The sequence below is a fragment of the Mycolicibacterium mageritense genome (genome assembly GCF_010727475.1).
GTDB classification, from domain to species: domain Bacteria; phylum Actinomycetota; class Actinomycetes; order Mycobacteriales; family Mycobacteriaceae; genus Mycobacterium; species Mycobacterium mageritense.
The window spans coordinates 5,664,049-5,687,380 of sequence record NZ_AP022567.1; the positions used below are offsets into that span (position 1 = coordinate 5,664,049).

Genomic DNA, 23,332 nt, shown 5'->3' on the forward strand with positions numbered 1-23,332 from the left:
GGTTCGAACCCTATGACCACGACGTTGGTTGCGCTCGACAAGGACTTCTGGTCGCTGCTCGGGCACGGTGTGTCCGCGATCGTGCTGTACACGATCGTCGGTGTGGCGCTGATGGTGCTCGGTTTCTTCGTGATCGACTGGACCACTCCAGGGCCGCTGCGCACGCTCGTGCAGGCCGGCCGGCCCAACGCCTGCGCCGTGACCGCATCGGGGGTGCTGTCGATGGCGGTCATCGTCGTGCTCGCGATCTACGCGTCGTCGGGAGACCTCATCCAAGGGCTCGTCACCACGGTGGTGTTCGGGCTTTTGGGCATTGCCGCGCAAGCCTTTTCGGTGGTGCTCATCGGCGCGATCAAAGGCATCGGGATCGGGCCGATGCTGGCCTCGGAACGGTTCACGCCCGATGTGCTGGTGGTGACGGCGTCGTACCTGGCGTTCGGGCTGATCGTCGCGGCCGCGATCCTCTAGTTTTCCTTCCGCGAGCAGACACTCAGGTACCCGGAACGATCGCGTACCGGGTACCTATGTGTCTGCTCGCGGGGCAAAGGTGCGGCAGACGTCGGCGGCGGCGCGCTCCAGTGAGACGGCGCCGTCACGCAACGCCTGTGCGATCGGGGTACCGGGCTGGGTGATCGCCACCAACCGGTCCACTCCGTTGGCCAGCAGCACGTCGGCGTCGGGGGCCACCCGGCCCGCGAAGATCACCACGCGAGCGCCTGCGCGGCGCGCGGCCTGCGTCACGCCGAACGGGGTCTTGCCGAGCATGGTCTGCGCGTCGACACTGCCCTCACCGGTGAACACCCAGTCGGCTCCGGCCACGGCCTGGTCGAGTCCGACGGTCTCGGCGATCACCTCGACACCGGGATGGCATTCTGCGCCAAGGAAATCCAGCAGGGCGAAGCCGAGGCCGCCGGCAGCGCCCGCACCCGGGAGCTCGGGGCGCGCCCGCCCCAGCGTCGCCTCGGTGACCGCGACGAACCGGGTCAATGCCGTTTCGAGAGTCTGCACGTCGGCGGGGGTCGCACCCTTCTGCGGGCCGAAAACCGCGCTGGCGCCGCCCTTTCCGAGCAGGGGTGCCGTGACGTCGGAAGCGATCCTGATCCGGACGTCGGCCAGCCGCGGGTCGAGGCCGCTGAGGTCGATGCGTTCCAGCCGCGCGAGTGCGGCGCCCCCGGGCGGCAGCGCGGCCCCCTCGGAATCTGTCAGCTTGGCGCCGAGCGCCGCGAGCATGCCCGCCCCGGCGTCGTTGGTGGCCGAGCCGCCGAGCCCGATCAGCAGCTCGGTGGCACCGTGGTCGAGCGCTGAGGCGATGAGCTGACCCACGCCGAATGTGCTGGCCCGCAGCACATCCCGGTCTTCGGGTGCCACCAGTTCCAATCCGGAGGCGGTGGCCATCTCGACCACGGCCAGCCCGCGCTCGGCGACGTAGCCGTAGTTCGCGCGGATCGGCCGGTCCAACGGGTCGGCGACGTCGACCGTGACGTGGGTGCCGTCGAGCGCGTCGACGACCGCGTCGACGGTGCCTTCACCGCCGTCGGCCATGGGCACGCCGACACATTCGGCATCGGGCAGCACCGCGAGCACACCCGCGCGCATCGCTGCCACGGCCTGTGAGGCGGTCATCGACTCTTTGAACGAGTCGGGTGCGAGAACGATTTTCATCCGGTGCTATCGGACAGGGGTAAGCGCCGGCTTCCCGGCGAGTACCGCGGCGGCATTGTCGATAGCGAGGATACCCATTGCGTCGCGGGTCGCTTCACCCGCGCTCGCGATGTGCGGGGTGAGTACCAGATTCGGGGCATCCAGCAGTCGCGGGTCCACATCGGGTTCGTTTTCGAAGACGTCGAGTGCGGCGCCGCGGAGCGCCCCGGCATGCAGCGCGGTGATCAGCGCGGATTCGTCGACCACGCCGCCGCGCGCAGTGTTGATCAGATAAGCGGTCGGCTTCATCTTCGCCAGGGCCGCCGCGTCGATCAGGTGCCGGGTCTGCGGGGTGAGCGGCGTGAGCACGCTCAGCACGTCGGATTCCGCAAGCAGGGTGTCGGCGTCGACGAACTGCACGCCGTCCTCAGCGGTGCCGGGCGTTCGACTCCGTGCGGTGGCCAACACGGTCATGTCGAAGGCTCGGGCGCGGCGGGCGACGGCCTGGCCGATCCTGCCGTAACCGAGGATGCCCAGCGTCGCTCCTGCGCTGATGTCCAGCCCGACCAGCATGCGCGGCCCCCACACCCACGGTTCGCCAGTCCGCAGGAACCGGTCACCGTCGACCACCCGCCGGGTTGCCGCCAGGATCAGGGCGAACGTGTGGTCGGCGGTCGCGCGGTCCAGAACCCCGGGCGTGTTGGTCACGGTGACCCCGGCCGCGGTCGCGGCTGCGACGTCGATGTTGTCGTAGCCGACCGCGACGTTGGCGACGACCTTCAGACCGTCACCTGCCGCGGCGAGCAGGGCGTCGTCGACGCGCTCGGTCAGCGTGACGATCGCCGCGCCCGCGCCGCGGATGCCGGCCTGAAGTTCGGCACGCGACGGCGGGGCCTCTGAGCCGACGCGTACCGGCACACCGAGTGATTCGAGGTGGGCCATGGCCCGGTCGGTGAGCAGGCGGGACAGGTAGATCGGTGCGGTCAACAGACGGTCCTTGTCAATGCGTCGTCGAGCGTGCTCGGCGGTGCGACTCCGGTGACCTGCGACCATGTCGCGCGGTATTGCTGCAGGCGCCGCTCGATGGTCGCGTGCCACTCGGGCCGAGGCTGCACCAGCCGTGCTCGTGGTGGATCGACGATCGTACCGTCGAGCACCTCGCAGCACATGGCCGCAGCGCCCAGCGCAGGCAGATGGCTCTCGTCGATCACGAGGATGTCCCTGCCGAGGACATCGGCGAGCAGCTGGGGCAGTCGGGGTTCGTCCCCGAAAGCGCCACTGACGTAAAGGCTTCGCTGATCCGCACCCACGCACGACTCGATGATCATGCGGTCGGCGAACAGCACGCCTTCGACGACACCCCGGGCCGCCGCGATCCGGGTCGTGTCCGGCCGCAGGCCCAGCAGCGCGGTGCGGGGTTCGGCGAACCACAGCGGTCCGCGCTCGGGGCGGGTGTGGGGAATGTACACCGGGGTGTCGTCGGCGGGCCCGGCATCGTATGCGGCGTCGACGAGTTCGGCGACAGCCGAGTCGTCGCGTCCGAAGCCCAGTTGAGCCGCGCCGTCGGCCAGCGCGTCACCGCCGTTGATCACGCCGTTGATGAGCCATTGCCCGGTCCTCACATCGGTCCGCTGTAGCGCCAACGCCCTCGGATCGGGCTCGGCCAGCGCATTGGACACCACGTGGGTGGTTCCCATGATGAACAGTGGTCGGCCGCCTGGCGCGGTGCCGAGGGCGTACGCTGCCGCAGGTGTGTCACCGGAACCCACCAGCACCGGGATGCCGTGGGGGAGGCCGAGGACATCCGCGGTGGTGGGGCACAGCGGTCCCAGCACGCTCAACGACGGCAACACCGGCGGCAGTTGGTGGGCTGGGATGCCGAACCTGACCAACGCCTCAGCGAGCCACTGGCACCTGCCGTCGGTGCCGGACATCAGTGCGGTGTACGACGCCTGGGTCGGATCGATGGCCCGTCGTCCCGTCAGCCATTGCCCCAGCCAGGTGCCGGCCAGGCCGAAAGTCGTTGCTGTGCCGAGCGCTTCGGGTTCGACCTGCTGGAACAGCCGATAGGCCGCGCCCATCGCGGTGGCCGGCATGAGGTGGTTTCCGGTCAGTCTGCGCTCATCCGCACTCAGCGTCGCGATCAATTCGGCAGTCGGCCCGGCCAGACCGGGGTGGTCCCAGGTCACGCCGGCGGCCAAGGGCCGGCCTGCTGCGTCAAGCAGCAGCGCCGTCGGGCAGTGGGTGTCGAGGCCGATCCCGGCGACGCCTGCGGCGTACGACCCGAGCTGCGCGACCGCCGCGGTGATGCTGCTGCGCCAGGCGGTGGGGTCGGCCCGGCCAGGGCCGACCCCGCGAGCTGACGGATGGCACACCCGGGACCGCGCGAGAACCCTTCCGTCCGTGTCGATCACGACGGCTTTGGTGGCCGAGGTGCCGACGTCGATTCCTAGGTATGCCACGGCTGTCGTCAGTCCAGCAGCTTGGCAGCGACCTCGGGGGTGTCCCCGCCGTGGATGACGGCCTTGAGGGCCGCGACCATCTTGGCCGGATCCTCGGCCTGCCAGATGTTGCGGCCCGCGGTCATGCCGTGACCACCGGCCTCGACGACGGACGCGGCCTGCTTGAGCACGTCGAGCGGGCTGGGTGCCGGTGCGCCGCCTGCCGCGACGACGATGGCCGGGGTGCCCTCGACCACCTTCGCGAACTCGGCCGTGGAGCCCGTGTACCAGGTCTTGACGATGTCGGTGCCCAGTTCGGCCGCGGCGCGCGACGCGTACAGCACCGACTCCGTGGAACCCTTGCGGTCGCCCCACATCTCACCGGACGGGTAGGCGTGGCAGACGACGGGCAGCCCCCAGCTGTGGGCCTCCTCCACGACGGAGGTGAGCATCTCGAACATCGCGACCTGATTCGACGAGCCGGCCGAGATGCCGACGGCGACGGCGTCGGCGCCCAACCGGATCGCGTCGTGGACCGTGCCGATGGTGGCGTCGTAGGTGGGGTGGAACTCGACCGAGAACATCGAGGCCTTCAGGATCCACGGCAGCGGGTTGGGCCGTCCGCCGAAAAGCGGACCGGCCAGACCCTTGGTGATGGTGACGGCGTCCGGGTTGCCTGCGGCGATGCTGTCGAACGTGGTTCCGATGGTGGCCAGCCGGGGTGCGACACCTCGCGGCACGGCCTGGTCGAGCGCAACGGTGACGGTGCGGCCGTCGGCTTCGAACAGCCGGCGCAGCCGCAGCTCGCGTCCCAGCGCCGGGGTGGTCCCGGACCGGTTGATATCGAAGGCGGGCGTGAAAGTGCTTGTCATTGTCGGGTTTTCTCCTTCTTTGGTGAGGTCTGCGCTCAGGCCCACGGATCGACGCCGACGCGCATGTCTGCGCCGGAGCCGGCCAGGCTGATGGCCTCGACTGCCTGGTCGAGCGGAAGTTGGGTGCCGATCAGTTCGGCGACGGGCAGTTGACCGGAGGCCACCATGGGCGCCACCGCGTGGAAGCCGTCGAGCCGGCACGACGACGCGCCGACAATGGTCCATTCGTTGTAGTGCACGTCGTTGGCCGATACCGCGAGGTCGGCGTCGGCGCCGAACCCGGCGAACACCGATACGCGGGCGCCGGGCGCCAGGTTGGCCAAATATGGCGTGAGGGCGTCGATCCGGCCGATGGCCATCACCAGGACATCGATGCCGCCGTCGGTGAAATCGTCCAGGGCCGCGGCCGTGTCCGGTCCGGGTTCGAGCACCAGGTCGGCGCCGAACCGCTTCGCCATCTCACGGCGCCCGGCGATCGGATCGACGGCGGCGACCTTCTCCACCCCCAGGCTCTTGGCCAGGCCCGTGTGGATCAAACCGAGTGGCCCGCACCCGACGATCAGTGCGGTCTGTGCCTTGGACATCCCGGCGAGTTTCTGGCCGTTGTATGCGCACGCGACGGGTTCGATGATGGCGGCCTGCGTGGCCGGAACGCCGGGCACGGGAACCAGATTCTGCCGCGCCACCGCGGGCACGTGCACGTACTGTGACAGGCCGCCGGTCAGCTGATAGCCGAATGCCTTGCGGTTGCGGCAGATGTTCTCGTGCCCGCGCAGGCATGCCGCGCACCGCCCACACGTGACCAGTGGATACACCGCGACTTGGTCGCCCATGCCGATGCCGTCGGGCAGGGGACCGTTGGCGTCGACGACGGTGCCGGCGAATTCGTGTCCGAGCACGCTCGGGAACGTGACGTTCTTCTGCTTGCGGCCCTCGTAGATGCGGACGTCGGTACCGCACAGCAGCGCTGCGTCGACACGCAGCAGGACGTCGCCCGGCTGCAACACCGGCATGGCGGCCGATTCGATCCGAATGTCATTGGGACGGTAGAGGACTGCTTGCCGGAAGCGCTGTTCTCCGGTCGTGGTCGTGCTGCCGCGGGGCTGCGACATGGCGGTTGTCACGGCTGGTTGCCTTTCTGGTCGGCGGTGTCGGTCACGGCGCGCAGCGGATGCGCGATGTCGATGTGCGCGCCGACGTGACGTAGGCGGTCGAGGTGGATGGGATCGGCGTCTTCGTCGGTGACGAGCCGCCATTGCGCGGGCAGGGCGGACCAGTAACTGAACTGGTCGGTGCCGAGCTTGCGGTGGTCGGCGACGACGACGGTCTGCCTGGCCCGCTGCATCATCAACGTCTTGAGTCGGCTCTGTTCCAAAGTGCGTGATGCGACACCGTATTCGGGATGTACGGCGTCCGCCCCGACGAAGGCGTAGTCCGCGACGACCGAGCGCAGCATGCCTTCGGCCTCGGCGCCGCTGATGGTTTCGTTGACCCGGCGCAGGCGGCCGCCCAGCACGACCACCGACACGTCTTCTTTGCGCATCAGGATGTTGATGGCGCCGATGCCGTTGGTGAACACCGTGATGTCCTCGGCTTCGAGGTACCGGGCCACGAACTCGGTGGTGGTGCCCGCATCGACGATGACCAGCGCACCGTCGGCTACCAGCTCGGCGGCGAGCCGGCCGATGGCGTCCTTCTCGCGGGTGAACTCGAGGTGACGCTGATGAATGCTCTGTTCGGTCGGGGAGGTCAGCGCGACGCCACCGTAGGTGCGGGTGATGTGGCGGTCCTGATGCAGCCGGCTCAGGTCGCGGCGCACCGTCGCGAACGAGACTCCGAAACGGTCGGCGATCTCCTCGACGCTCAACGAGCCCGACTCGACCGTCTGGAGGAGGTGCAGGATCTGTTCGCGCCTGCGCGCACCGCGGACGTCGCGGCGTCGCGCCACGGTGTCCCGGGCGTCGTCCGCGCCTTCGGGGTCGTCGGCATCTGTGGGCTGAGTCACGCCAGTAAAGCTACATGCGCGATGTGCGCAAGTCAACGCTATATGAGCGATACGCGCATATTAGAGGCGAAGCGAGCGGATATATGCGTGTAATGCGCGCGAAATGCGCGCAGGAACGATCCCTTGACAAATTAGATGATTGGTTCAATCATGTGAGACCGAGAAGATGATTGTGTCGTGCACCACAGTCGCGCACTTTCTGAGACTCCCGCCCCACCTCGGTGCGCGAAACGATCAAAGTTTGAGTCTGGAGGTCAACAATGACCAGCATGCCGGCAGTGACGCCCGGGAGGCCGGGCAGCTCCGATACGGCAGATCCGGCGCCGCCGGGACGCAGTCGCGCGTCGAAGGTGCGCTGGGCCGTCGCGGTGTTCTGCGCACTGGGATTGGCGATCAACTACATCGACCGATCCGCGGTCTCGGTGAGCCTGCCGTTCATGACGGAGGACTTCCACCTCACGCCGACCGAGAAGGGGCTCATCCTGAGCGCGTTCTCGTGGAGTTATGCGCTCATGCAGATCCCGGCGGGCCGGCTCATCGACCGGTTCGGTGAACGCGTCATGTTCGGCGCCTCGGTGCTGGTGTGGTCGTTGTTCACCGGAGCAACCGGAGCCGTGAACAGTTTCGGTGCACTGTTGGGCCTGCGGCTCGGGTTGGGTGTGGGGGAGGCCGGTGCCTACCCGGCCGCGGCCAAGACGGTGTCGAACTGGTTCCCGCTGCGGTTGCGCAGCCGTGCCACATCCGTGTACGACAGCGGCGCCCGCATCGGCAGCGCCGCCGCGACGCCGTTGATCGCGCTGATCATCGGGCTGTGGGGGTGGCGGGCAGCCTTCCTGTTCGCGGGTGCGCTCGGCGTGCTGTGGGCCATCGGATGGTGGGCCTGGTACCGGCGCCCGGAGTTCATGTCCGCGGTCAACGAAGCCGAGTTGGCGATCATCCACGAAAGCCACAAGGAGCAGGCCGCCAGCAACGTCGATCCCGATGCCAAGCCCATGCGGATCGCAGACCTGTTCCGGCGGCGCACGGTGTGGGGCATGATGATCGGCTTCTTCTGCCTGAACTTCATGATCACGTTCTTCCTCACGTGGTTCCCCTCCTACCTGGTGGAAGAGCGCGGATTCAATCTGCTCAAACTCGGTGTCTTCGGCATGATCCCGCCGCTGGCGGCCATCGTGGGCAGCTGGGTCGGCGGGCTCACCGGTGATTACCTGCTGGCGCGGGGCTGGTCGCTGAACCGGGTGCGCAAGACCTGCCTGGTGGGCGGCATGCTGGTGTGCTCGGTGATCGCGCTGGCCGCCGTGGCCCCGCAGGCCTGGCAGGCGTTGGTGCTGATGTCGATCTCGTATGCGGCGTCGGCGTTCACCATCGTCACGATCTGGTGCCTGCCCGCCGACGTGGTCGATGCCAGCACGGTCGGCAGCCTGGGCGCGACGCAGAACTTCTTCTCCAACATCGGCAGCGCGCTGAGCCCGATCGTCATCGGTGCGCTCTACGGTGCGACCGGAACGTTCGAGGTGCCGCTGGTGCTGACGGGTCTGGTCGTGGTGGCCGGGGCGCTGTGCTTCGGCCTGCTCATCAAGCGAGTGGAGCCCATCCGCTAGCTCAGTGACGCGAAATCCCCCTTCCCACAATGGGACTGGGGGATTTTGCATGTCGGCAGGTCAGTGCGGGTGGAAATCGGGGAGTTCCGCCACGGGCGTCGCAGGCCCGTCCACGGCGTGAGCGAGCAGGCGTTTGAGCTCGCGGCGCTGCTCGCCGGTCAGCCGGGCCAGCGCGAGCTCGTCGGCGGTGTGGACCACGGCCTCGGCCCGTTTGAGCAGCGCGGCGCCCTCGGACGTCAACTCGGCGGGCAGGGCGCGTCCGGAGCTGACCGTGGCCGGCCGGCACACGATGCCCCGTTCCTGCAGGCCGCGGACCACGTTGTTCATCGCCTGCGGCGAGACGTTGATGTGCCGCGCGAGTTCGGCGTTGGACTGGCCGGGGGCCGTCGAGAGAATCCGGAGGCACACGAATTCGGGCAAGGTGAGGCCGAGTGGCTGCAGGTGTTCGGTCACCTTCGGTTGCAGCACCGCCGCCACGCGGTACATCAGGAAGCCCAGTGGCTGATCCTCGAGGATTTGCCCGCTGTCAGAGTTCATATCAATCATATTGACACATATCAACTGCGTTGATATACCGGACTCATGACTCAACCACAGGAATTGTTCGAATCGGCATATCGCGGCGAGGCCCCCGAGTTCGCGGGAGTTCGTCCACCCTGGAGCATCGGCGAGCCGCAACCTGAGATCGCAGCGCTCATCGAGGCGGGCAAGTTCCACGGTGACGTGCTCGACGCGGGCTGCGGCGAGGCCGCGACGGCGCTCTATCTCGCGGAGCGGGGGTTCACGACGGTCGGCCTCGATCAGTCCGCCACCGCCATCAACCTGGCCCGCGCCGAGGCAGCCAAGCGGGGCCTGACCAACGCGACCTTCGACGTCGCCGACATCAGCGCGTTCACGGGCTACGACGGCCGGTTCGGCACCATCGTCGACAGCACCCTTTTCCACTCGATGCCGGTCGAACTCCGGGAGGGCTACCAGCAGTCCATCGTCCGGGCCGCCGCGCCGGGCGCGTCGTACTTCGTGCTGGTCTTCGACAAGGGCACCATGGGCGACACCGGCCCGGCCAACCCGGTCACCGAGGAGGAGTTGCGCGAGGTCGTCGGCCGGTACTGGGTGATCGACGACGTCAGCCCGGCCCGCATCCACGCGAACGTGCCGCCGGAATTCGCCAACTTCGCCGACTTCGCGGGCGGCGACATCCGCGACGAGGGCGGCATCCGCAAGTCTGTGGCCGCCTGGTTGTTGCAGGCCCACCTGGGCTGACCGTCGCCGGCCGGCGACACTCGGTCCGCCACTTCGCGCACCCGGGCATTGCCTGACGCCTTCCATAGGGCAGGATGGAGATGCCGTCCTGGGCGCTCGCCCGGATGGCTCTCTAGTGCAAGGAGTGCCGAGGAACCGATGGCGGACCCGAATGTCGCCGGCCAGGCCGCAGCACCTATTCGACCGCTCTATTCCCGCGTTCTGCTGAAGCTCGGCGGCGAGATGTTCGGCGGCGGCCAAGTCGGCCTCGACCCCGACGTCGTCGCGCAGGTCGCGCGCCAGATCGCCGAAGTCGTCCGCAGCGGAGCCCAGGTCGCCGTCGTGATCGGTGGCGGCAACTTCTTCCGAGGCGCGCAGCTGCAGCAGCGCGGCATGGAGCGCACCCGGTCCGACTACATGGGCATGCTGGGCACGGTCATGAACAGCCTTGCCCTGCAAGACTTCCTGCAGAAGGAAGGCATCGACACGCGCGTGCAGACGGCCATCACCATGGGCCAGGTCGCCGAGCCCTACATTCCGCTGCGCGCCGTGCGGCACCTGGAGAAGGGCCGCGTCGTGATCTTCGGGGCAGGCATGGGCCTGCCCTACTTCTCCACTGACACCACCGCGGCGCAGCGCGCCCTGGAGATCGGGGCCGAGGTCGTGTTGATGGCCAAAGCCGTCGACGGGGTCTTCACCGACGATCCGCGCACCAATCCCGACGCCGAACTCATCACCGCGATCAGCCACCGCGAGGTCATCGACCGCGGTCTCAAGGTCGCCGATGCGACGGCCTTCAGCCTCTGCATGGACAACAGGATGCCGATTCTCGTGTTCAACCTCCTCACCGACGGCAATATCGCTCGAGCGGTCGCGGGTGAGAAGATCGGAACACTGGTCACCACCTGACGGTGCGACAGGGACGGGAGATAAAGACGTGATCGACGAGACTCTCTTCGACGCCGAGGAGAAGATGGAGAAGGCCGTCACGGTGGCCCGCGACGATTTGGCGTCGATTCGTACGGGCCGGGCCAACCCCGGCATGTTCTCCCGGATCAACATCGACTACTACGGCGCGATGACGCCGATCACGCAGCTGTCGAGCATCAACGTGCCCGAGGCGCGGCTCGTCGTCATCAAGCCCTACGAGACGTCGCAGCTCAAGCCGATCGAGGACGCCATCCGCAACTCCGACCTCGGCGTCAATCCGAGCAACGACGGCAGCGTCATCCGCATCTCCATCCCGCAGCTCACCGAGGAGCGCCGCCGCGACCTGGTCAAACAGGCCAAGTCCAAGGGCGAGGACGCCAAGGTGTCGGTGCGCAACATCCGCCGCAAGGCCATGGAAGAGCTCGGCCGCATCAAGAAGGACGGCGAGGCCGGCGAGGACGAGGTGGCGCGCGCCGAGAAGGATCTCGACAAGTCGACGCACACCTACACCGCTCAGATCGACGATCTGGTCAAGCACAAAGAAGGCGAACTGCTGGAGGTCTAGTGGCCGATCAGCAAGCGGGTTCCGTGGCAAACACACCGGCGTCAGAGCCGAAGAAACAGTCGCGCGCCGGGCGCAACCTGCCCGCTGCGATCGCCGTCGGCGTGGCGCTCGGCGGCTCGGTCATCGCCATCTTGCTGTTCGCCCCGCATGTCTGGGTCGCGGTGGTCGCCGCGGCCATGGCCGTGGCCACCCACGAGGTGGTGCGTCGGCTGCGCGAAGGCGGGTACTCGGTGCCCGTCGTGCCGTTGCTCATCGGCGGCCAGGCCATGGTGTGGTTGACCTGGCCCTTCGGCGCCGCAGGTGCGTTGGGCGGCTTCGGTGGCACGGTCGTGCTGTGCCTGATCTGGCGGTTGTTGAGCGGCGGTCTGGCGGCCGCTCCCGCCAACTACACGCGCGACGTGTCGGTGACGATCTTCCTGGCCGCCTGGATCCCGCTGTTCGGCGCGTTCGGCGCGCTGCTGATCTATCCCGACGACGGTGCCGGGCGGGTGTTCTGCCTCATGCTCGGCGTGGTCGCCTCCGATATCGGCGGATACACCGCGGGTGTGCTGTTCGGCAAACACCCCATGGTCCCCGCGATCAGCCCGAAGAAATCGTGGGAGGGCCTGAGCGGCTCGCTGGTGCTGGGCATCGTCGTGTCGATGCTGTCGGTGCAGTTCCTGCTCGACAAGCCCGCGTGGGTCGGCGTACCGCTCGGCATCATGCTCGTCATCACCGGAACCCTCGGTGATCTGGTCGAGTCCCAGGTCAAGCGAGACCTCGGGATCAAGGACATGGGCACGTTGCTGCCGGGCCACGGCGGTCTGATGGATCGCATCGACTCGGTGCTGCCGTCAGCCGTCGCCACCTGGATCGTGCTGACGCTGTTGGCCTGACACGTTCAGCCAGCACGCCGCCGCGCCGACCGCCAACCCGGCGACGATCCCGATATCGGGCCGCTGGCCCAGCATGACCCACGACATCAGGCCCGCGACCGCGGGGATGACGCTGAACAGCATCGCGACCGCCGCGGCACCGTGATCGTTGACTGCCCGAACGTAGAGCGTCATGCCCAGCAGCGCGTTCGACACGATGACCGCGCCGACCGCCGCGGCGGCCTTCCACGGATCCGACACCGTGAACGGCAGAGCCGCGGCGAGCATGGCCGCGGGCAGCACGCACACCGCGTTCTGCAGGGCCGCGGTGGCCCGGAAGTCGACACCCGAGCAGAACCTCTGCTGGTACACGCCGCCCGCCGCCACCGAGAGCAGTGAGAGCAGCAGCAACAGCACGACGGGGTCGATACCGCCGACCATGGCGAGCCGGCCCGCGCAGGCCAGCAGCACCGCGACCACGCCCAACCCGAGCGCGCCGACCCGCATCGGGGTGAGCCCTTCGCCGAGAAAGGCCGCGGCCAGCAGAGCGGTGATGACCGGGTTCATCGAGATGATGACCGCGCCGAGGACCGCGGGCGCGCCGTGCAGCAGAGCCAGGTACAGGCAGCCGAACAGCATGCCCTGCGCCAGCAATCCGCTGACCAGTACGTGCACCAGCGTTCGGCCTGTGGGCCAGCTCACGCGCGCGAGCATCGCCCAGCCGCTCAGGATCGCGCCAGCCACCCCGAACCGGAAGACCAGCACCGCCATGGGCGACATTGCCGAAACCGCAAGGGCGCCAATCGGATAGCCGAGGGCGTAGAAAAAGGTCAGGGTCGATGCGGTCCGAAAGGGCATCGGCGTGGTCGCGCTGGGCCCGGAAGGCAAAGCCATAACGCCATGTTGCTGACGGGCCGGTGCGTTCGTCCAATCAATTACGGCCACGTTGAGATGAGATACTGACAGGACACCATGCCCGGATCCCTGCCCCTCGTTTTCGACGCACCGCGACGCGCCATGCCGCCGCGGCATCTCGCCGACCTCGACGAAGCCGGCCGCGCGGCCGCGGTCACCGAGCTGGGGCTGCCCGCGTTCCGGGCAAAGCAGCTGGCCAACCAGTACTACGGTCGGCTCATCGCCGACCCGCAACAGATGACCGACCTGCCCGCCGCCGTGCGCGATCAGGTGGCCGAGGCGTTGTTCCCGGCCTTGATCGAACCCGTCAAACAGATCCAGTGCGATGCCGGTGAGACGCGCAAGACGCTGTGGCGTGCGGTGGACGGTACGACGTTCGAATCGGTGCTGATGCGGTATCCGCAGCGCAACACCGTGTGTATCTCGTCACAGGCCGGGTGCGGCATGGCCTGCCCGTTCTGTGCGACCGGCCAGGGTGGGCTCAAGCGCAACCTGTCGACCGCCGAGATCCTCGAGCAGGTACGGGCCGCGTCGTCGGCGATGCGTCAGGAACATGACGGCCGGTTGTCGAACATCGTGTTCATGGGCATGGGGGAGCCGCTGGCCAACTACAACCGCGTGCTGGCCGCGGTGCGGCGCATCATTGCACCGCCTCCGCACGGCTTCGGGATCAGCGCGCGTGCGGTCACGGTGTCGACAGTGGGGCTCGCGCCGGCCATCCGGAAGCTGGCCGACGAGCGGTTGGGTGTCACGCTCGCGCTGTCCCTGCACACGCCCGACGACGAGTTGCGCGACACGCTCGTTCCGGTCAACAACCGCTGGAAGGTCGACGAAGTTCTCGACGCCGCGCGCTACTACGCCGACGTCACCGGCCGCCGGGTTTCTGTCGAGTATGCGCTGATCCGCGATGTGAACGATCAGCCTTGGCGCGCAGACCTTCTCGGCAAGAAGTTGCACGGCAAGCTGGGTCCGCTCGTGCACGTCAATCTCATCCCGCTCAACCCGACGCCGGGCAGCAAGTGGGACGCCAGTCCCAAACCGGTAGAGCGCGAATTCGTCAAGCGGGTCCGGGAGCGGGGCGTGTCGTGCACGGTCCGCGACACCCGCGGGCGCGAGATCGCCGCGGCGTGTGGGCAATTGGCCGCCGAGGGCTGAGTTTCCGCGCCGAGACTACTGTTTGTGTTGGGAAATCGGCGTTTCCGCACCAACAAGCGTCGTCTCGGCGCATGGCTCACTCCGTTGGGCGGAATTGCCGAGCAGTCGCTCAGGCCGGGTTCAGTCGGACTGTCTGATGCCGACCGCGTGGCGCAGCTGCGCGAGGAACTGGTCGCCGTCGTCGCTGCGGACGATGTAGTGCGACACCGCGACGCGGATCGCCGTGGCGGCCTTGACCGCCGCGTTGGGCCCGGACAGCAGCTTCTGCAGCCGCGCGCGCATGATCGGGATGACATGGTCGAGCTGGGCGATCACCACTTCGGGTTCGATGTCGACCAGCCGCACCCCTGAATACGACTGTTGATACTCGACGATGAAACGCAAAGCAGCGTCGAGTTTTTCCGTGCCACGCAATCCCACGGTGGCCTGGCCGATGCCGTTGTCGAACATCTCGCGTTCGTAGTTGCCGAAAGCGTCGAGCAGTTCCTGCTTGTCGGCGAACCAGCGGTACAGCGTCGGCCGGGACACCCCCGCCTGCAACGCCACCTCGGACAGACTCAGCTTGGTCTGCCCACTGCGGGCGAGCACCTCGGCCGTCGCCACCAGAATTCGGTGGCGGGTCGAGGTGTCCTCGATCTGCGCGTCCCGCGGAGCGGGCACTGGTTCGTTCACGTCCAAGCCTCGGTCGATTGTGGTTCACCAAATGGTAGGGCCATCACAGCAACTTCTGGAGTATTGCCACAGTCTCCAGGTCGGCCAGCGCCGCGACGCCGCGCCGCGCACCTTCGGCCGCGATGTCGTCGGCCTGCATGCCGCCCAGGCCCGCGGTGATCACGGCCGCGGTGTACGCATACAGCGCGCCCATGCGGTAGCGCTCCCACAGCTCGTCCCCATCCAGGTCCGGCCCGCCCGCCGCGCGCAAGGCGCGGCGGTATTCGTCGAGCAGGTCGTGCTCGGCGGCCCGGCGGTCAGCGGTCGTCATGCTGGTGATCAGCGTGTAGGCGAGTTCGCGGCCCGGGTGTCCGCGCCGGACCGCCTGCCAGTCGAGCAGTCCGGCCTTCCCGTCCCGGAAGTACACGTTGCCCGGATGTGCGTCACCGTGCATGACGGTGTGTGGCGGCTGATCGAGCAGGTGCGCGACGCGGCGGTAGTTGTCGTCGATGAACCGGCCGTGGTGAACGGGGATGTCGGTGCGTTCGGCGAGTCGGCGGGTCGAGAGTTTGAGCAGCGGCCCGGTCAGCAGCGACGTGTCGTCCTCCGACGCCGAATACAACCAGCCGAGCGGTCCGGTGCCGCTGTGGGCGGGCAGCCGGCCCCAGAAGGTGGCGTGCAGGCGGGCGAGGAGTTCGACGACGAGCGCGGCCCGGTCGCGGTCGAGGGGATGCAGGGTGTCGGGAAACTCGCACGGCCCGGCAGCAAGGTCTTCCAGCACCAGCACGAACCGGCCGGTGACCGGGTCGAACGCGGTGCCGTGGCACCGGGGTACGCCGGGCAGCGCGCCGGAGAGGGTTTCGTAGAACCGCACCTCGGTGTGCGCCAGCCTGCCGAGGTCACCCATCAGCCGGGTCGCCGTCGTTGCGGCGGGCATCTTGACGAACACCGCCGCGTCGGTTGCGATACGCTGCACGTCCTGGCCCACGTGCACCGCCAAACGCAGGGCGGCAGTGCCGCGGCGGGTCACCGGGAGCATCCGTCGAGTTTACAAATATACGAAGAAATGTAAATACGCTGGTGGGCTATCACGATCGTGCGGAGTTGATCGACACCAGCAGCGCATCGAGTTGGGCACGCGTGATCCGGCCTGCCGAGAATCCCGCGAGCCGTCCCAGCGGAATCGACGCGATCATCTTCAGCAGATCGGTGCCCAGCGCCGACTCGCCGGTCCCGCCGGGAACGGCTTCGCTCAGCGCCGCGACGGCCAGCGGCGCCGCCACCGGATCGGTGAGAATCTCGCCGAGAGTCGACTCGGCCGTGAACGGCTGCACCGGTTCATCGCCCTCCAGTTTCACGGTGGCGGACAGTCGCAGATCCCGGCTCGACGCACCGACCCATACGGTGTACTCACCGGCTTCCACCGCCCACCGATGCGCGGCGACGTCCCAGTACGCCAGATCGCTTCTGCGGACCGGGATTTCGACAGTGGTCTGCTCGCCGGGGGCCAGCGTCACCCCGGCGAACCCCGCCAGTGTGCGCGGCGGCCGGGCAACCCGCGACGAGGGCAACCCGGTGTAGGCCTGGACCACCTCGCGCCCGGCCCGTGCGCCGCTGTTCTCGACCGTCACTCGCACGGTCACGCCGTCGCGTCCTTCGGCGACCCGCAGGTCCGAATAGGCGAATGTGGTGTAGGACAGGCCGTGGCCGAACGGGAACGCGACCGCGATGTCGCGGGCGTCGTAGCCTCGGTAACCGACGAAAACCCGTTCGCCGTAGACGGTATGACCCCGCTCCGACGGAAAGTTGAGGTAGCTGGGGCTGTCCTGCAGGCGCAGCGGCACGGTTTCGGCCAGCCGCCCGGACGGGTTCACCGCTCCGAACAGCACGTCGGCGATCGCGCCGCCGCCTGCCTGCCCGAGCAGCGCTCCGTCGAGGATGGCAGGCGCGAGAGTCGCGACCTCGTCGAGTCGCACCACGCCGCCGTGCGCGAGTACCACCACGGTGCGGGGCTGCACGTCGACGACCGCCCGCAGCAGGTCCAATTGCTCTGCGGGCAGGTCGATGTCGTCACGGTCGTAACCTTCGGATTCCGCTTCCGCCGACAGGCCGAGGAACACGATCGCGGTGTCGGCAGACCGGGCGGCGTCGACCGCGCTCGCGACATCGGGGGAGTAGGTCACCTCGTGACCTGCCGCGTGGCTTCGGATCTCGTCGAGCGGGATGTCGACCCGGGTCGGGTTCACGTGCGAGCTGCCGCCGCCCTGGTAGCGCGGAGCTTGTGCGAACGGGCCGATGACGGCGAGTGTCGACGGCGAGAGCGGCAAGACCTCGCCGTCGTTCTTGAGCAGCACGACGGCTTGTGCGGCTGCCTCGCGGGCCAGCCGGTGATGCGCGTCGGCGTCGAAAGGCGTGCGAGTGCCGGCATTTTCCGTTGCGCGGGCGGCCAGTCGGGCGACCCGGCCCGCGGCCCGCGTGACGACGGATTCGTCCAGCGCGCCCTCCTGCACGGCCGATACGACGTCGGCGTCGGTGATACCGCCCGTCGCGGGCATCTCCAGGTCGAGGCCGGCCGCGACCGCGGCGACCCGGTCGCGCACCGCGCCCCAATCGCTGACCACCACACCGTCGAAACCCCACTCGCCGCGCAGCACCTCGGTCAGCAGCCAGGCGTTCTCTGCGGCGTACGTGCCGTTGATGCGGTTGTACGAACACATCACCGTCCACGGTGCGGCGTCGCGCACCACGCGTTCGAACGCCCGCAGGTAGATCTCGCGCAGCGTCCGCTCGTCGACATCGGAGCTGGCCCGCATCCGGTCGTGCTCGGCGTTGTTGACCGCGAAATGCTTCAGCGACGCGCCGACACCCCGGCTCTGCACGCCGCGCACCCACGCCGCGCCGAGTGCCCCGGACAACAACGGATCCTCGGAGTAGTACTCGAAATTGCGCCCGCACCGCGGATCTCGTTTGATGTTGACGCCCGGCCCGAGCAACACGTGCACGCCCAACGACCGGCACTCGTCACCCAGGGCCACGCCGATCCGCTCGACCAGCTCCGGATCCCAGGTCTGGCTGAGCCCGACTGCGGGCGGGAAACACGTCGCCGGTTCGCTGCTGGCGACGCCGAGATGGTCTGTGGCACTGCCGGATTGCTTGCGCACCCCGTGTGGGCCGTCAGTCAGCATGATCGCCGGAACGCCGTCGACGGCCTTGGTCGTCCAAAAAGTCGCGCCGCTGCCCAGGGCGGCGCGTTGCGGCAGGCTCAGTTCGGCGATGCGTGTGTCGTAGGGGGTCACCTTTCCCGAGGGTAGCCGTGCGCGGCGGGTGTGCGGTTTCCCGGGGCTACGTCCCGCGGGGCTCTGCCTTTACAAATTTTCAGTGAACTGTCACGCTGAGTTCTGGTGTGACATTGCCGTCGCAGCCCGCAGGAGGGAACCCACGTGACAGTTGCCAGTACGCCGCAGGCACGCGAATACAGCCCGTTCGACATCACGTCGCACGAGTTCTGGAGTCAACCGTTCGACGTGCGCGACGAGACTTTCGCACAGCTGCGCGCGACGGACGGCCTGACCTGGCACCGGCCGCTGCCGACGCTGTTCGACATCTCCGAGCCCGGGTTCTGGGCGCTGACCCGGCGCGCCGACCTCCAGTTCGCGAGCCAGCATCCCGAGCTGTTCACCTCGACCCTCGGAGTGGCGCTCGACCCGATGCCCGCCGATGTGCAGCGCTTCGCATCGTTCTTCCTCACGATGGACCCACCCGAGCACACCACCTATCGCAAGCTGATCAGTTCGGCGTTTACGCCGCGCAACGTGCGCAGGATCGAGGAGCAGATCCATGCCAACGCCGTGGCGGTGGTCGACGACCTCGTCGGTGCGGGCGACATCGACTTCGTACACGACTGCGCGGCCCGGCTGCCGATGGTCACCATCCTCGACATGCTCGGCGTGCCGAGCGCCGATCAGCCTGCACTCGCGAGGGCCGCCGAAAAGCTGTTCAGCATGAGCGACGACGAGTATTCGAGCATCGAAGAACGCGCGGCCGACACCATCAACGAGATCATGCTCCTGTCCGGTACCGGGGTGGAGCTGGCCAAGTTCCGCCGCGCCAATCCCGGTGACGACCTCATGACGAGCATCGTCGATGCCGAGGTGGACGGGCACCGGCTGACCGACGACGAGATCGGGGCGTTCCTGATCCTGCTCGCCTCCGCGGGTAATGACACCACCAAGCAGACCACCACGCACGCGATGCTGGCGTTGGCCGCGAATCCGGAGCAAAAGGATTGGCTCATGGCGGATTTCGAAAACCGTATCGGGCTGGCCGTCGAGGAGTTCGTCCGGTGGTCGACGCCGGTGCTGCAGTTCGCCCGGTTCGCCACCGAGGACGTCGAGGTCGCGGGCCAGCGGATCAACGCGGGCGACAAGGTGGGGTTGTTCTACTGCTCGGCCAACCGTGACGAGTCGGTGTTCACCGAACCGCAGCGATTCGATCTGAGCCGTTCGCCGAACCCGCACGTGGGGTTCGGCGCGGGCGGTCCGCACTTCTGCCTCGGCAACCAACTGGCCAAGACCGAACTGCGAAACCTGTTCCGTGAGTTACTGACCCGGCTCAAGACCGTCGAGTTCGGCGAGCCCGAGCTGCTCTACAGCAGCTTCGTGCACGGCATCAAGCGCGTGCCCGCGTTTGTGCGGTAGCGGCCTCCCCGCGGAACTGCATTCCCGGTCGCTAAGACCGAGCGTCAGCGACCGGGAATGCAGTTCCGCGGAGAAGGTGGGCGGCGTGGGCGCACCAAAACCGACTGCTGGATCGCGCCCACGGCGCCGGTCTGGTCGAACAGGGTTCCCACCGTGGTGCCGATGCCGTCCGGGCCGTAGCTGGTGTCGGCCCGGATGCCGATCCAGTCGCCGTCGGGCACGCGATGCACGTGCACCACGAGATCGGTGTTGAGGAACGTCCATTCGCGGATGTCGATCTTGGAGCCGATGCCGTTGGCGTCATCGGCGACGGTGAACAGGCGCTGCAACGGCGTCATCGCTTCACCCTTGACCAGGTCGACCATGGGCTTGAGCCACGACTCGCCCGGCCCGGGCGCCTGCGGCACCGTGAGCCACCGCCAGTCGATGCTGTGCACGTAGTTGGGCTCCCAGTTCTTGGCCATGTCGCGACTGCGGGCCCGCTCCAACGGCGGCAGCGGCGGCGCGGCCGCGTGCCGCAACGGCGCGGTGTCCAGCGTCAGCATGCGCCAGCCGCTCGCGCGGGCCACGACTCGCGGTGCGCGGTCCGGTCCCGGCGCGAGCATCTCGGCGCTCACCAACTCGATCTGCTTGCCCGGCCGGTCCAGCTGGGCGCGCACCCACAGATCCCCCTCGGACGGCACGGCGCCCATCAGATCGACCGCGACGCGGCTCAACCGGGTGTCGCTGCGTGGCTCACAGAGCTCGAGCGCGCGGACCAGCAACGCCGAGACGGGGGCCGCGTGCTGAATGGCTGCCGACCAGGTGCCGCGCACCAGGTCCGTTGCGCGAAATCTCGCGCCGTGCCGATCGGTGTCGATCAGCTCGTAGTAGGAGTCCGACATGGCCGCCCGTCAGTGGTGATGGACGTGGTCACCGGGTGCGGCCACATCCACCATGAGCGCCTCGATGCGAGACGACTTGGTCCCCACGAGCCGCTGCGGATACGCATCGGCCGTGGTGACCAGGAACAGGGTGCGGCCTTCCGGGCCGCCGAGCGCGCACGCGATCGCAGTGCGGTCACCGACGTCGACCCGGTCGGTCACGGCTCCACCATCCACGATGCGCTGGAAGCGATGCGCGAGCGTCAGCGCGGTCCAGACCCCGCCCTCGGCATCGATCGCGATACCGTCGGGCGGGCCGTCGAGCCCTTCGGCGAACACCCGACGGTCGGACAGATCGCCGTCGGCGCCGACGGCGAACGCGCTGAGGCGACGCCCGGTCGATTCGGCGACGATCAGCGCCGTGCCGTCCGGTGTGATGGCCATGCCGTTGGGGAAGTCGAGGTGTTCGGCGACCACGCGCGCGGTGCCGTCGGGATCGATCCGCACGATCACCCCGCCCGAGCGAGCCTGCGAGCCCACGTAGGCGCGGCCGTGCCCGTCGATCACCAGGTCGCCGAGCGCCGCGGGCACCAGTGCACTCACGTCGGCCAGCACATCCACGGTGTCACCGTCGTAGCGCAGCACCTGGCGGCGTTCCGTCGAGACGATCAGCAGCGTGCCGTCGGGCCGAAAACCCAAGCCGGAGGGGGCATGTCCCGGCACGCTCAGCGTCGTAATGGCGCCGCCGAGGGTCACGGTGTGCACGGCCTCGCCGAGCATGTCCGAGAACCACAGCAGCCCTTCGAACCAGCGTGGCCCCTCACCGAAACAGAATCCGTTGGCCAGTTCGGTTGTCCGCACCAGTTCGGCCCCGACCGTCATGTCCACGCGCCTTTACAAATCACGCCTCAAGTGTCACGCTCGCAGGGTGTCACTGTCAACCACCGGGACGCCCTAGATGAAGAAGTTCTACGGCCACACGCTGCTGTATCTGCACGAGACCATCGATCTGGGCTCCGGTCGCGTAGACCGATTCACGGAAACCTTCGACGAGATCTACCAGCCGATGATGGCCGACCTCGGCGCGCGGTTGTTCGCGTTGTGGGAAACCACGCCGTACAACGGGCACTGGCCGCAGGTGACCGTCATGTGGGAGATCGACGCGTTCGCCGACTACGCGCGGATCGGCAGGGCGCAGGCCGCGGGCGGCAGCCATGAAAAGCCCGCTCTGCAATGGGCGGCATACCTCTCCGAGAGCGGTGCCAGCGGTGAAGGCCGGATCATGTACGCGGGCAAGTACAACAAGACGCTGACGCAGCTGCGGCAGGAGAACTTCCGCGCGGGTCTGGTGATCCAGGAGATCATGCAGACCAAGCCGGGCCGGCAGGACGACTACATCCGTGAGTTGGAACGGCTGTACGTGCCGTGGTCGGAATCGACCGGTAAGCGCTGGCTCGGGTCGTACATCACCACGTTCCGGTTCAACGAGGTCATCCACTACTGGGCGCTCGACGACGACTGGGACTGCTTCGAAAACCACTACCCGTCGTGGAAGGACAGCCCGCCCGCGGAAATCGTCACCTGGATGAGCGTCGCCCCCGCGCTGCGCGACGGTTGGGAGGATTCGATCCTCGCGGCGCTGCCCTCTTCGCCGTTGCAGTAGGTCCGCGATGAAACAGCCAGTCCTGCAGGACTTCACCTATGATCCGTTCGACCCGGACGTGATGGCAGATCCGCTGCCGTACTACCGCATCCTGCGCGACCGACACCCGGTCTATCACATCGACAAATGGGACACCTATGCGCTGTCCCGGTTCGACGACATCTGGAACGTACTCGGGGTCAACGACGGAACGTTCGTGGCGTCGGAGGGCACGCTGCCGGCCGCGAATGTCCTCGCTCGTCGTAACGACGGCCCGGTGCCCGATCCGCCGCTGCACCCCATGCCGTTTCACGCCAATTTCGATTCGCCGATCTACGAGAACGTCCGCCGGTGCACGTCGGCGCAGTTTCGCCCCCGGTCCGTGACCAGACTGGCGGACCGGATCCGCACGCTGGCCAACGAACGCCTCGACGAGTTGCTGCCGCGAGGCCGATTCGACCTGACGCAGGATTACGGGGGCATCGTGGCAGCGACGATGGTGTGCGAATTCGTCGGGCTCCCAGCCGCTCTGGCTCCCGAGGTGCTCGCGACCGTGAACGCGGGAAGTCTCGCGCAGCCCGGCGAAGGTGTGGAGGTCGGCAACGCCCGCCCAGGGTACCTGTCATATCTCACCCCGATCGTCGAACGCAGGCGGGCCGAAGGTGCCGACGGCAGCGTGCCGATCGCCGACAGCCTGATCTCATACCGGCTGCCCGACGGTTCGGCGTTCGGCGACATGGAAGCCGCCGTGCAGATGCTGGGGGTGTTCATCGGCGGCACCGAGACGGTCCCGAAGATCACCGCGACCGGGCTCTGGCAACTGCTCCGCCATCCAGACCAGTTGGCCGCGGTACGTTCCGATCTCGAAGGCAACGTGCCGACCGCCCGGGAAGAGATCATCCGGCACAGCGCGCCCGCGCAGTGGTTCGCCCGAACGGTGCGGCGGCCCTTCACCATTCACGGCACCACCATCAACCCCGGGCAACGCGTCATCACGCTGTTGGCGTCGGCGGCCCGTGACGAGCGGGAGTACGACAACCCTGACGATTTCATCTGGAACCGGCCGATCGAGCGGCTGCTGTCGTTCGGCCGCGGGCAGCACTTCTGCCTCGGCGTGCACGTGGCGCGGCTGGAGATCACGATCATGATCCAGGAGTGGCTCAAGCGCGTGCCGGACTACCATGTCGACGAAACCGCCGCGTCCCGGCCGCCGTCGAGCTTTCAATGGGGCTGGAACAACCTTCCCGTGGAGGTGTGA

General features: G+C 67.9%; 23 protein-coding genes. 10 read left to right on the forward strand and 13 right to left on the reverse strand.

Annotated elements, in window-relative coordinates; genetic code table 11:
• Positions 1-12: 12 nt before the first annotated feature.
• A complete protein-coding gene (locus G6N67_RS27255) occupies positions 13-468 on the forward strand; it encodes a DUF350 domain-containing protein (RefSeq protein WP_036436788.1) in 456 nt (151 codons plus the stop codon).
• Positions 469-522: 54 nt separating this feature from the next.
• Here G6N67_RS27255 and G6N67_RS27260 read toward each other — a convergent pair whose 3' ends face one another.
• From G6N67_RS27260 to G6N67_RS27285, 6 genes are read right to left on the reverse strand one after another with little or no spacing between them, the layout of a single operon-like run.
• Positions 523-1,662, reverse strand: a complete 1,140-nt coding sequence (locus G6N67_RS27260) for a glycerate kinase (RefSeq protein WP_036436791.1) — start codon at positions 1,660-1,662, stop codon at positions 523-525.
• Between the two features lie 6 nt (positions 1,663-1,668).
• Positions 1,669-2,628, reverse strand: a complete 960-nt coding sequence (locus tag G6N67_RS27265) for a 2-hydroxyacid dehydrogenase (protein ID WP_036436793.1) — start codon at positions 2,626-2,628, stop codon at positions 1,669-1,671.
• The gene (locus G6N67_RS27270) at positions 2,625-4,103 is read right to left on the reverse strand and encodes a xylulokinase (RefSeq protein ID WP_036436795.1); all 1,479 of its coding nucleotides are present in this window, start codon (positions 4,101-4,103) and stop codon (positions 2,625-2,627) included. The genes G6N67_RS27265 and G6N67_RS27270 overlap by 4 nt, the downstream gene beginning before the upstream one ends.
• Positions 4,104-4,111: 8 nt before the next feature.
• Positions 4,112-4,954 (reverse strand): class I fructose-bisphosphate aldolase, encoded by an 843-nt coding sequence (locus tag G6N67_RS27275; RefSeq protein WP_036438361.1) that lies wholly within the window; start codon positions 4,952-4,954, stop codon positions 4,112-4,114.
• 35 nt (positions 4,955-4,989) lie between these two features.
• On the reverse strand, positions 4,990-6,078 hold the full coding sequence (locus G6N67_RS27280; protein ID WP_235684064.1) for an alcohol dehydrogenase catalytic domain-containing protein: 1,089 nt from the start codon (positions 6,076-6,078) through the stop codon (positions 4,990-4,992).
• On the reverse strand, positions 6,075-6,959 hold the full coding sequence (locus tag G6N67_RS27285; protein ID WP_051578983.1) for a DeoR/GlpR family DNA-binding transcription regulator: 885 nt from the start codon (positions 6,957-6,959) through the stop codon (positions 6,075-6,077). Before G6N67_RS27285 ends, G6N67_RS27280 begins: the two co-directional genes overlap by 4 nt.
• 269 nt (positions 6,960-7,228) lie before the next feature.
• Between G6N67_RS27285 and G6N67_RS27290 the strand changes: the two genes are divergently transcribed.
• A complete protein-coding gene (locus tag G6N67_RS27290; protein ID WP_081812734.1) occupies positions 7,229-8,560 on the forward strand; it encodes an MFS transporter in 1,332 nt (443 codons plus the stop codon).
• 60 nt (positions 8,561-8,620) lie between these two features.
• Here G6N67_RS27290 and G6N67_RS27295 read toward each other — a convergent pair whose 3' ends face one another.
• Positions 8,621-9,097 carry a MarR family winged helix-turn-helix transcriptional regulator gene (locus G6N67_RS27295; RefSeq protein ID WP_370466166.1) on the reverse strand — a complete coding sequence of 159 codons (477 nt, stop codon included), beginning with the start codon at positions 9,095-9,097 and terminating at the stop codon, positions 8,621-8,623.
• A 45-nt stretch (positions 9,098-9,142) separates the two neighbouring features.
• Between G6N67_RS27295 and G6N67_RS27300 the strand changes: the two genes are divergently transcribed.
• From G6N67_RS27300 to G6N67_RS27315, 4 genes are all read left to right on the forward strand, one after another.
• The gene (locus tag G6N67_RS27300; protein ID WP_036436799.1) at positions 9,143-9,823 is read left to right on the forward strand and encodes a class I SAM-dependent methyltransferase; all 681 of its coding nucleotides are present in this window, start codon (positions 9,143-9,145) and stop codon (positions 9,821-9,823) included.
• Between the two features lie 138 nt (positions 9,824-9,961).
• Positions 9,962-10,711, forward strand: coding sequence for a UMP kinase (pyrH, locus tag G6N67_RS27305; protein ID WP_036436800.1), 750 nt, complete (start codon positions 9,962-9,964; stop codon positions 10,709-10,711).
• 28 nt (positions 10,712-10,739) lie between these two features.
• Entirely contained in the window at positions 10,740-11,297 is a 558-nt protein-coding gene (gene frr / locus G6N67_RS27310; protein WP_036436801.1) for a ribosome recycling factor, read from the forward strand.
• Positions 11,297-12,172, forward strand: coding sequence for a phosphatidate cytidylyltransferase (locus G6N67_RS27315; RefSeq protein ID WP_036436802.1), 876 nt, complete (start codon positions 11,297-11,299; stop codon positions 12,170-12,172). The genes frr and G6N67_RS27315 overlap by 1 nt, the downstream gene beginning before the upstream one ends.
• On the opposite strand, the gene G6N67_RS27320 is transcribed toward G6N67_RS27315, so the two are convergent.
• Positions 12,131-13,045: a DMT family transporter gene (locus G6N67_RS27320; protein WP_230021710.1), complete on the reverse strand. Its 915-nt coding sequence runs from the start codon at positions 13,043-13,045 to the stop codon at positions 12,131-12,133. The genes G6N67_RS27315 and G6N67_RS27320 overlap by 42 nt on opposite strands.
• A 78-nt stretch (positions 13,046-13,123) precedes the next feature.
• Here G6N67_RS27320 and rlmN point away from each other — a divergent pair, with 78 nt between their 5' ends.
• A complete protein-coding gene (gene rlmN, locus G6N67_RS27325; RefSeq protein ID WP_036436806.1) occupies positions 13,124-14,221 on the forward strand; it encodes a dual-specificity RNA methyltransferase RlmN in 1,098 nt (365 codons plus the stop codon).
• Between the two features lie 120 nt (positions 14,222-14,341).
• Here the strand turns inward: rlmN and G6N67_RS27330 are convergent, their stop codons facing one another.
• From G6N67_RS27330 to G6N67_RS27340, 3 genes are read right to left on the reverse strand one after another with little or no spacing between them, the layout of a single operon-like run.
• Positions 14,342-14,893: a TetR/AcrR family transcriptional regulator gene (locus G6N67_RS27330; RefSeq protein ID WP_036436808.1), complete on the reverse strand. Its 552-nt coding sequence runs from the start codon at positions 14,891-14,893 to the stop codon at positions 14,342-14,344.
• Between the two features lie 43 nt (positions 14,894-14,936).
• Complete coding sequence (locus G6N67_RS27335) at positions 14,937-15,911, reverse strand: phosphotransferase (RefSeq protein ID WP_036436809.1); 975 nt, start codon at positions 15,909-15,911, stop codon at positions 14,937-14,939.
• Between the two features lie 49 nt (positions 15,912-15,960).
• Positions 15,961-18,168 carry a glycoside hydrolase family 3 C-terminal domain-containing protein gene (locus G6N67_RS27340; RefSeq protein WP_036436810.1) on the reverse strand — a complete coding sequence of 736 codons (2,208 nt, stop codon included), beginning with the start codon at positions 18,166-18,168 and terminating at the stop codon, positions 15,961-15,963.
• A gap of 144 nt (positions 18,169-18,312) precedes the next feature.
• Between G6N67_RS27340 and G6N67_RS27345 the strand changes: the two genes are divergently transcribed.
• On the forward strand, positions 18,313-19,569 hold the full coding sequence (locus tag G6N67_RS27345) for a cytochrome P450 (RefSeq protein WP_036436811.1): 1,257 nt from the start codon (positions 18,313-18,315) through the stop codon (positions 19,567-19,569).
• Positions 19,570-19,613: 44 nt separating this feature from the next.
• Here G6N67_RS27345 and G6N67_RS27350 read toward each other — a convergent pair whose 3' ends face one another.
• A complete protein-coding gene (locus tag G6N67_RS27350; RefSeq protein WP_036436812.1) occupies positions 19,614-20,453 on the reverse strand; it encodes a thioesterase family protein in 840 nt (279 codons plus the stop codon).
• 9 nt (positions 20,454-20,462) lie between these two features.
• A complete protein-coding gene (locus G6N67_RS27355; RefSeq protein ID WP_036436813.1) occupies positions 20,463-21,314 on the reverse strand; it encodes an SMP-30/gluconolactonase/LRE family protein in 852 nt (283 codons plus the stop codon).
• Between the two features lie 76 nt (positions 21,315-21,390).
• Between G6N67_RS27355 and G6N67_RS27360 the strand changes: the two genes are divergently transcribed.
• Both G6N67_RS27360 and G6N67_RS27365 read left to right on the forward strand, forming a co-directional pair.
• The gene (locus tag G6N67_RS27360) at positions 21,391-22,095 is read left to right on the forward strand and encodes a hypothetical protein (RefSeq protein WP_036436814.1); all 705 of its coding nucleotides are present in this window, start codon (positions 21,391-21,393) and stop codon (positions 22,093-22,095) included.
• Positions 22,096-22,102: 7 nt separating this feature from the next.
• The gene (locus G6N67_RS27365) at positions 22,103-23,332 is read left to right on the forward strand and encodes a cytochrome P450 (protein ID WP_036436815.1); all 1,230 of its coding nucleotides are present in this window, start codon (positions 22,103-22,105) and stop codon (positions 23,330-23,332) included.

Excerpts from the sequence above, each read along its gene's own strand:
- G6N67_RS27255 (WP_036436788.1), top strand. The coding sequence starts at position 13 with ATGACCACGACGTTGGTTGCGCTCGACAAGGACTTCTGGTCGCTGCTC.
- G6N67_RS27260 (WP_036436791.1), bottom strand. The coding sequence starts at position 1,662 with ATGAAAATCGTTCTCGCACCCGACTCGTTCAAAGAGTCGATGACCGCC.
- G6N67_RS27275 (WP_036438361.1), bottom strand. The coding sequence starts at position 4,954 with ATGACAAGCACTTTCACGCCCGCCTTCGATATCAACCGGTCCGGGACC.
- G6N67_RS27290 (WP_081812734.1), top strand. The coding sequence starts at position 7,229 with ATGCCGGCAGTGACGCCCGGGAGGCCGGGCAGCTCCGATACGGCAGAT.
- G6N67_RS27295 (WP_370466166.1), bottom strand. The coding sequence starts at position 9,097 with ATGAACTCTGACAGCGGGCAAATCCTCGAGGATCAGCCACTGGGCTTC.
- G6N67_RS27300 (WP_036436799.1), top strand. The coding sequence starts at position 9,143 with ATGACTCAACCACAGGAATTGTTCGAATCGGCATATCGCGGCGAGGCC.
- pyrH (WP_036436800.1), top strand. The coding sequence starts at position 9,962 with ATGGCGGACCCGAATGTCGCCGGCCAGGCCGCAGCACCTATTCGACCG.
- G6N67_RS27320 (WP_230021710.1), bottom strand. The coding sequence starts at position 13,045 with ATGGCTTTGCCTTCCGGGCCCAGCGCGACCACGCCGATGCCCTTTCGG.
- rlmN (WP_036436806.1), top strand. The coding sequence starts at position 13,124 with ATGCCCGGATCCCTGCCCCTCGTTTTCGACGCACCGCGACGCGCCATG.
- G6N67_RS27335 (WP_036436809.1), bottom strand. The coding sequence starts at position 15,911 with ATGCTCCCGGTGACCCGCCGCGGCACTGCCGCCCTGCGTTTGGCGGTG.
- G6N67_RS27350 (WP_036436812.1), bottom strand. The coding sequence starts at position 20,453 with ATGTCGGACTCCTACTACGAGCTGATCGACACCGATCGGCACGGCGCG.
- G6N67_RS27355 (WP_036436813.1), bottom strand. The coding sequence starts at position 21,314 with ATGACGGTCGGGGCCGAACTGGTGCGGACAACCGAACTGGCCAACGGA.
- G6N67_RS27360 (WP_036436814.1), top strand. The coding sequence starts at position 21,391 with ATGAAGAAGTTCTACGGCCACACGCTGCTGTATCTGCACGAGACCATC.
- G6N67_RS27365 (WP_036436815.1), top strand. The coding sequence starts at position 22,103 with ATGAAACAGCCAGTCCTGCAGGACTTCACCTATGATCCGTTCGACCCG.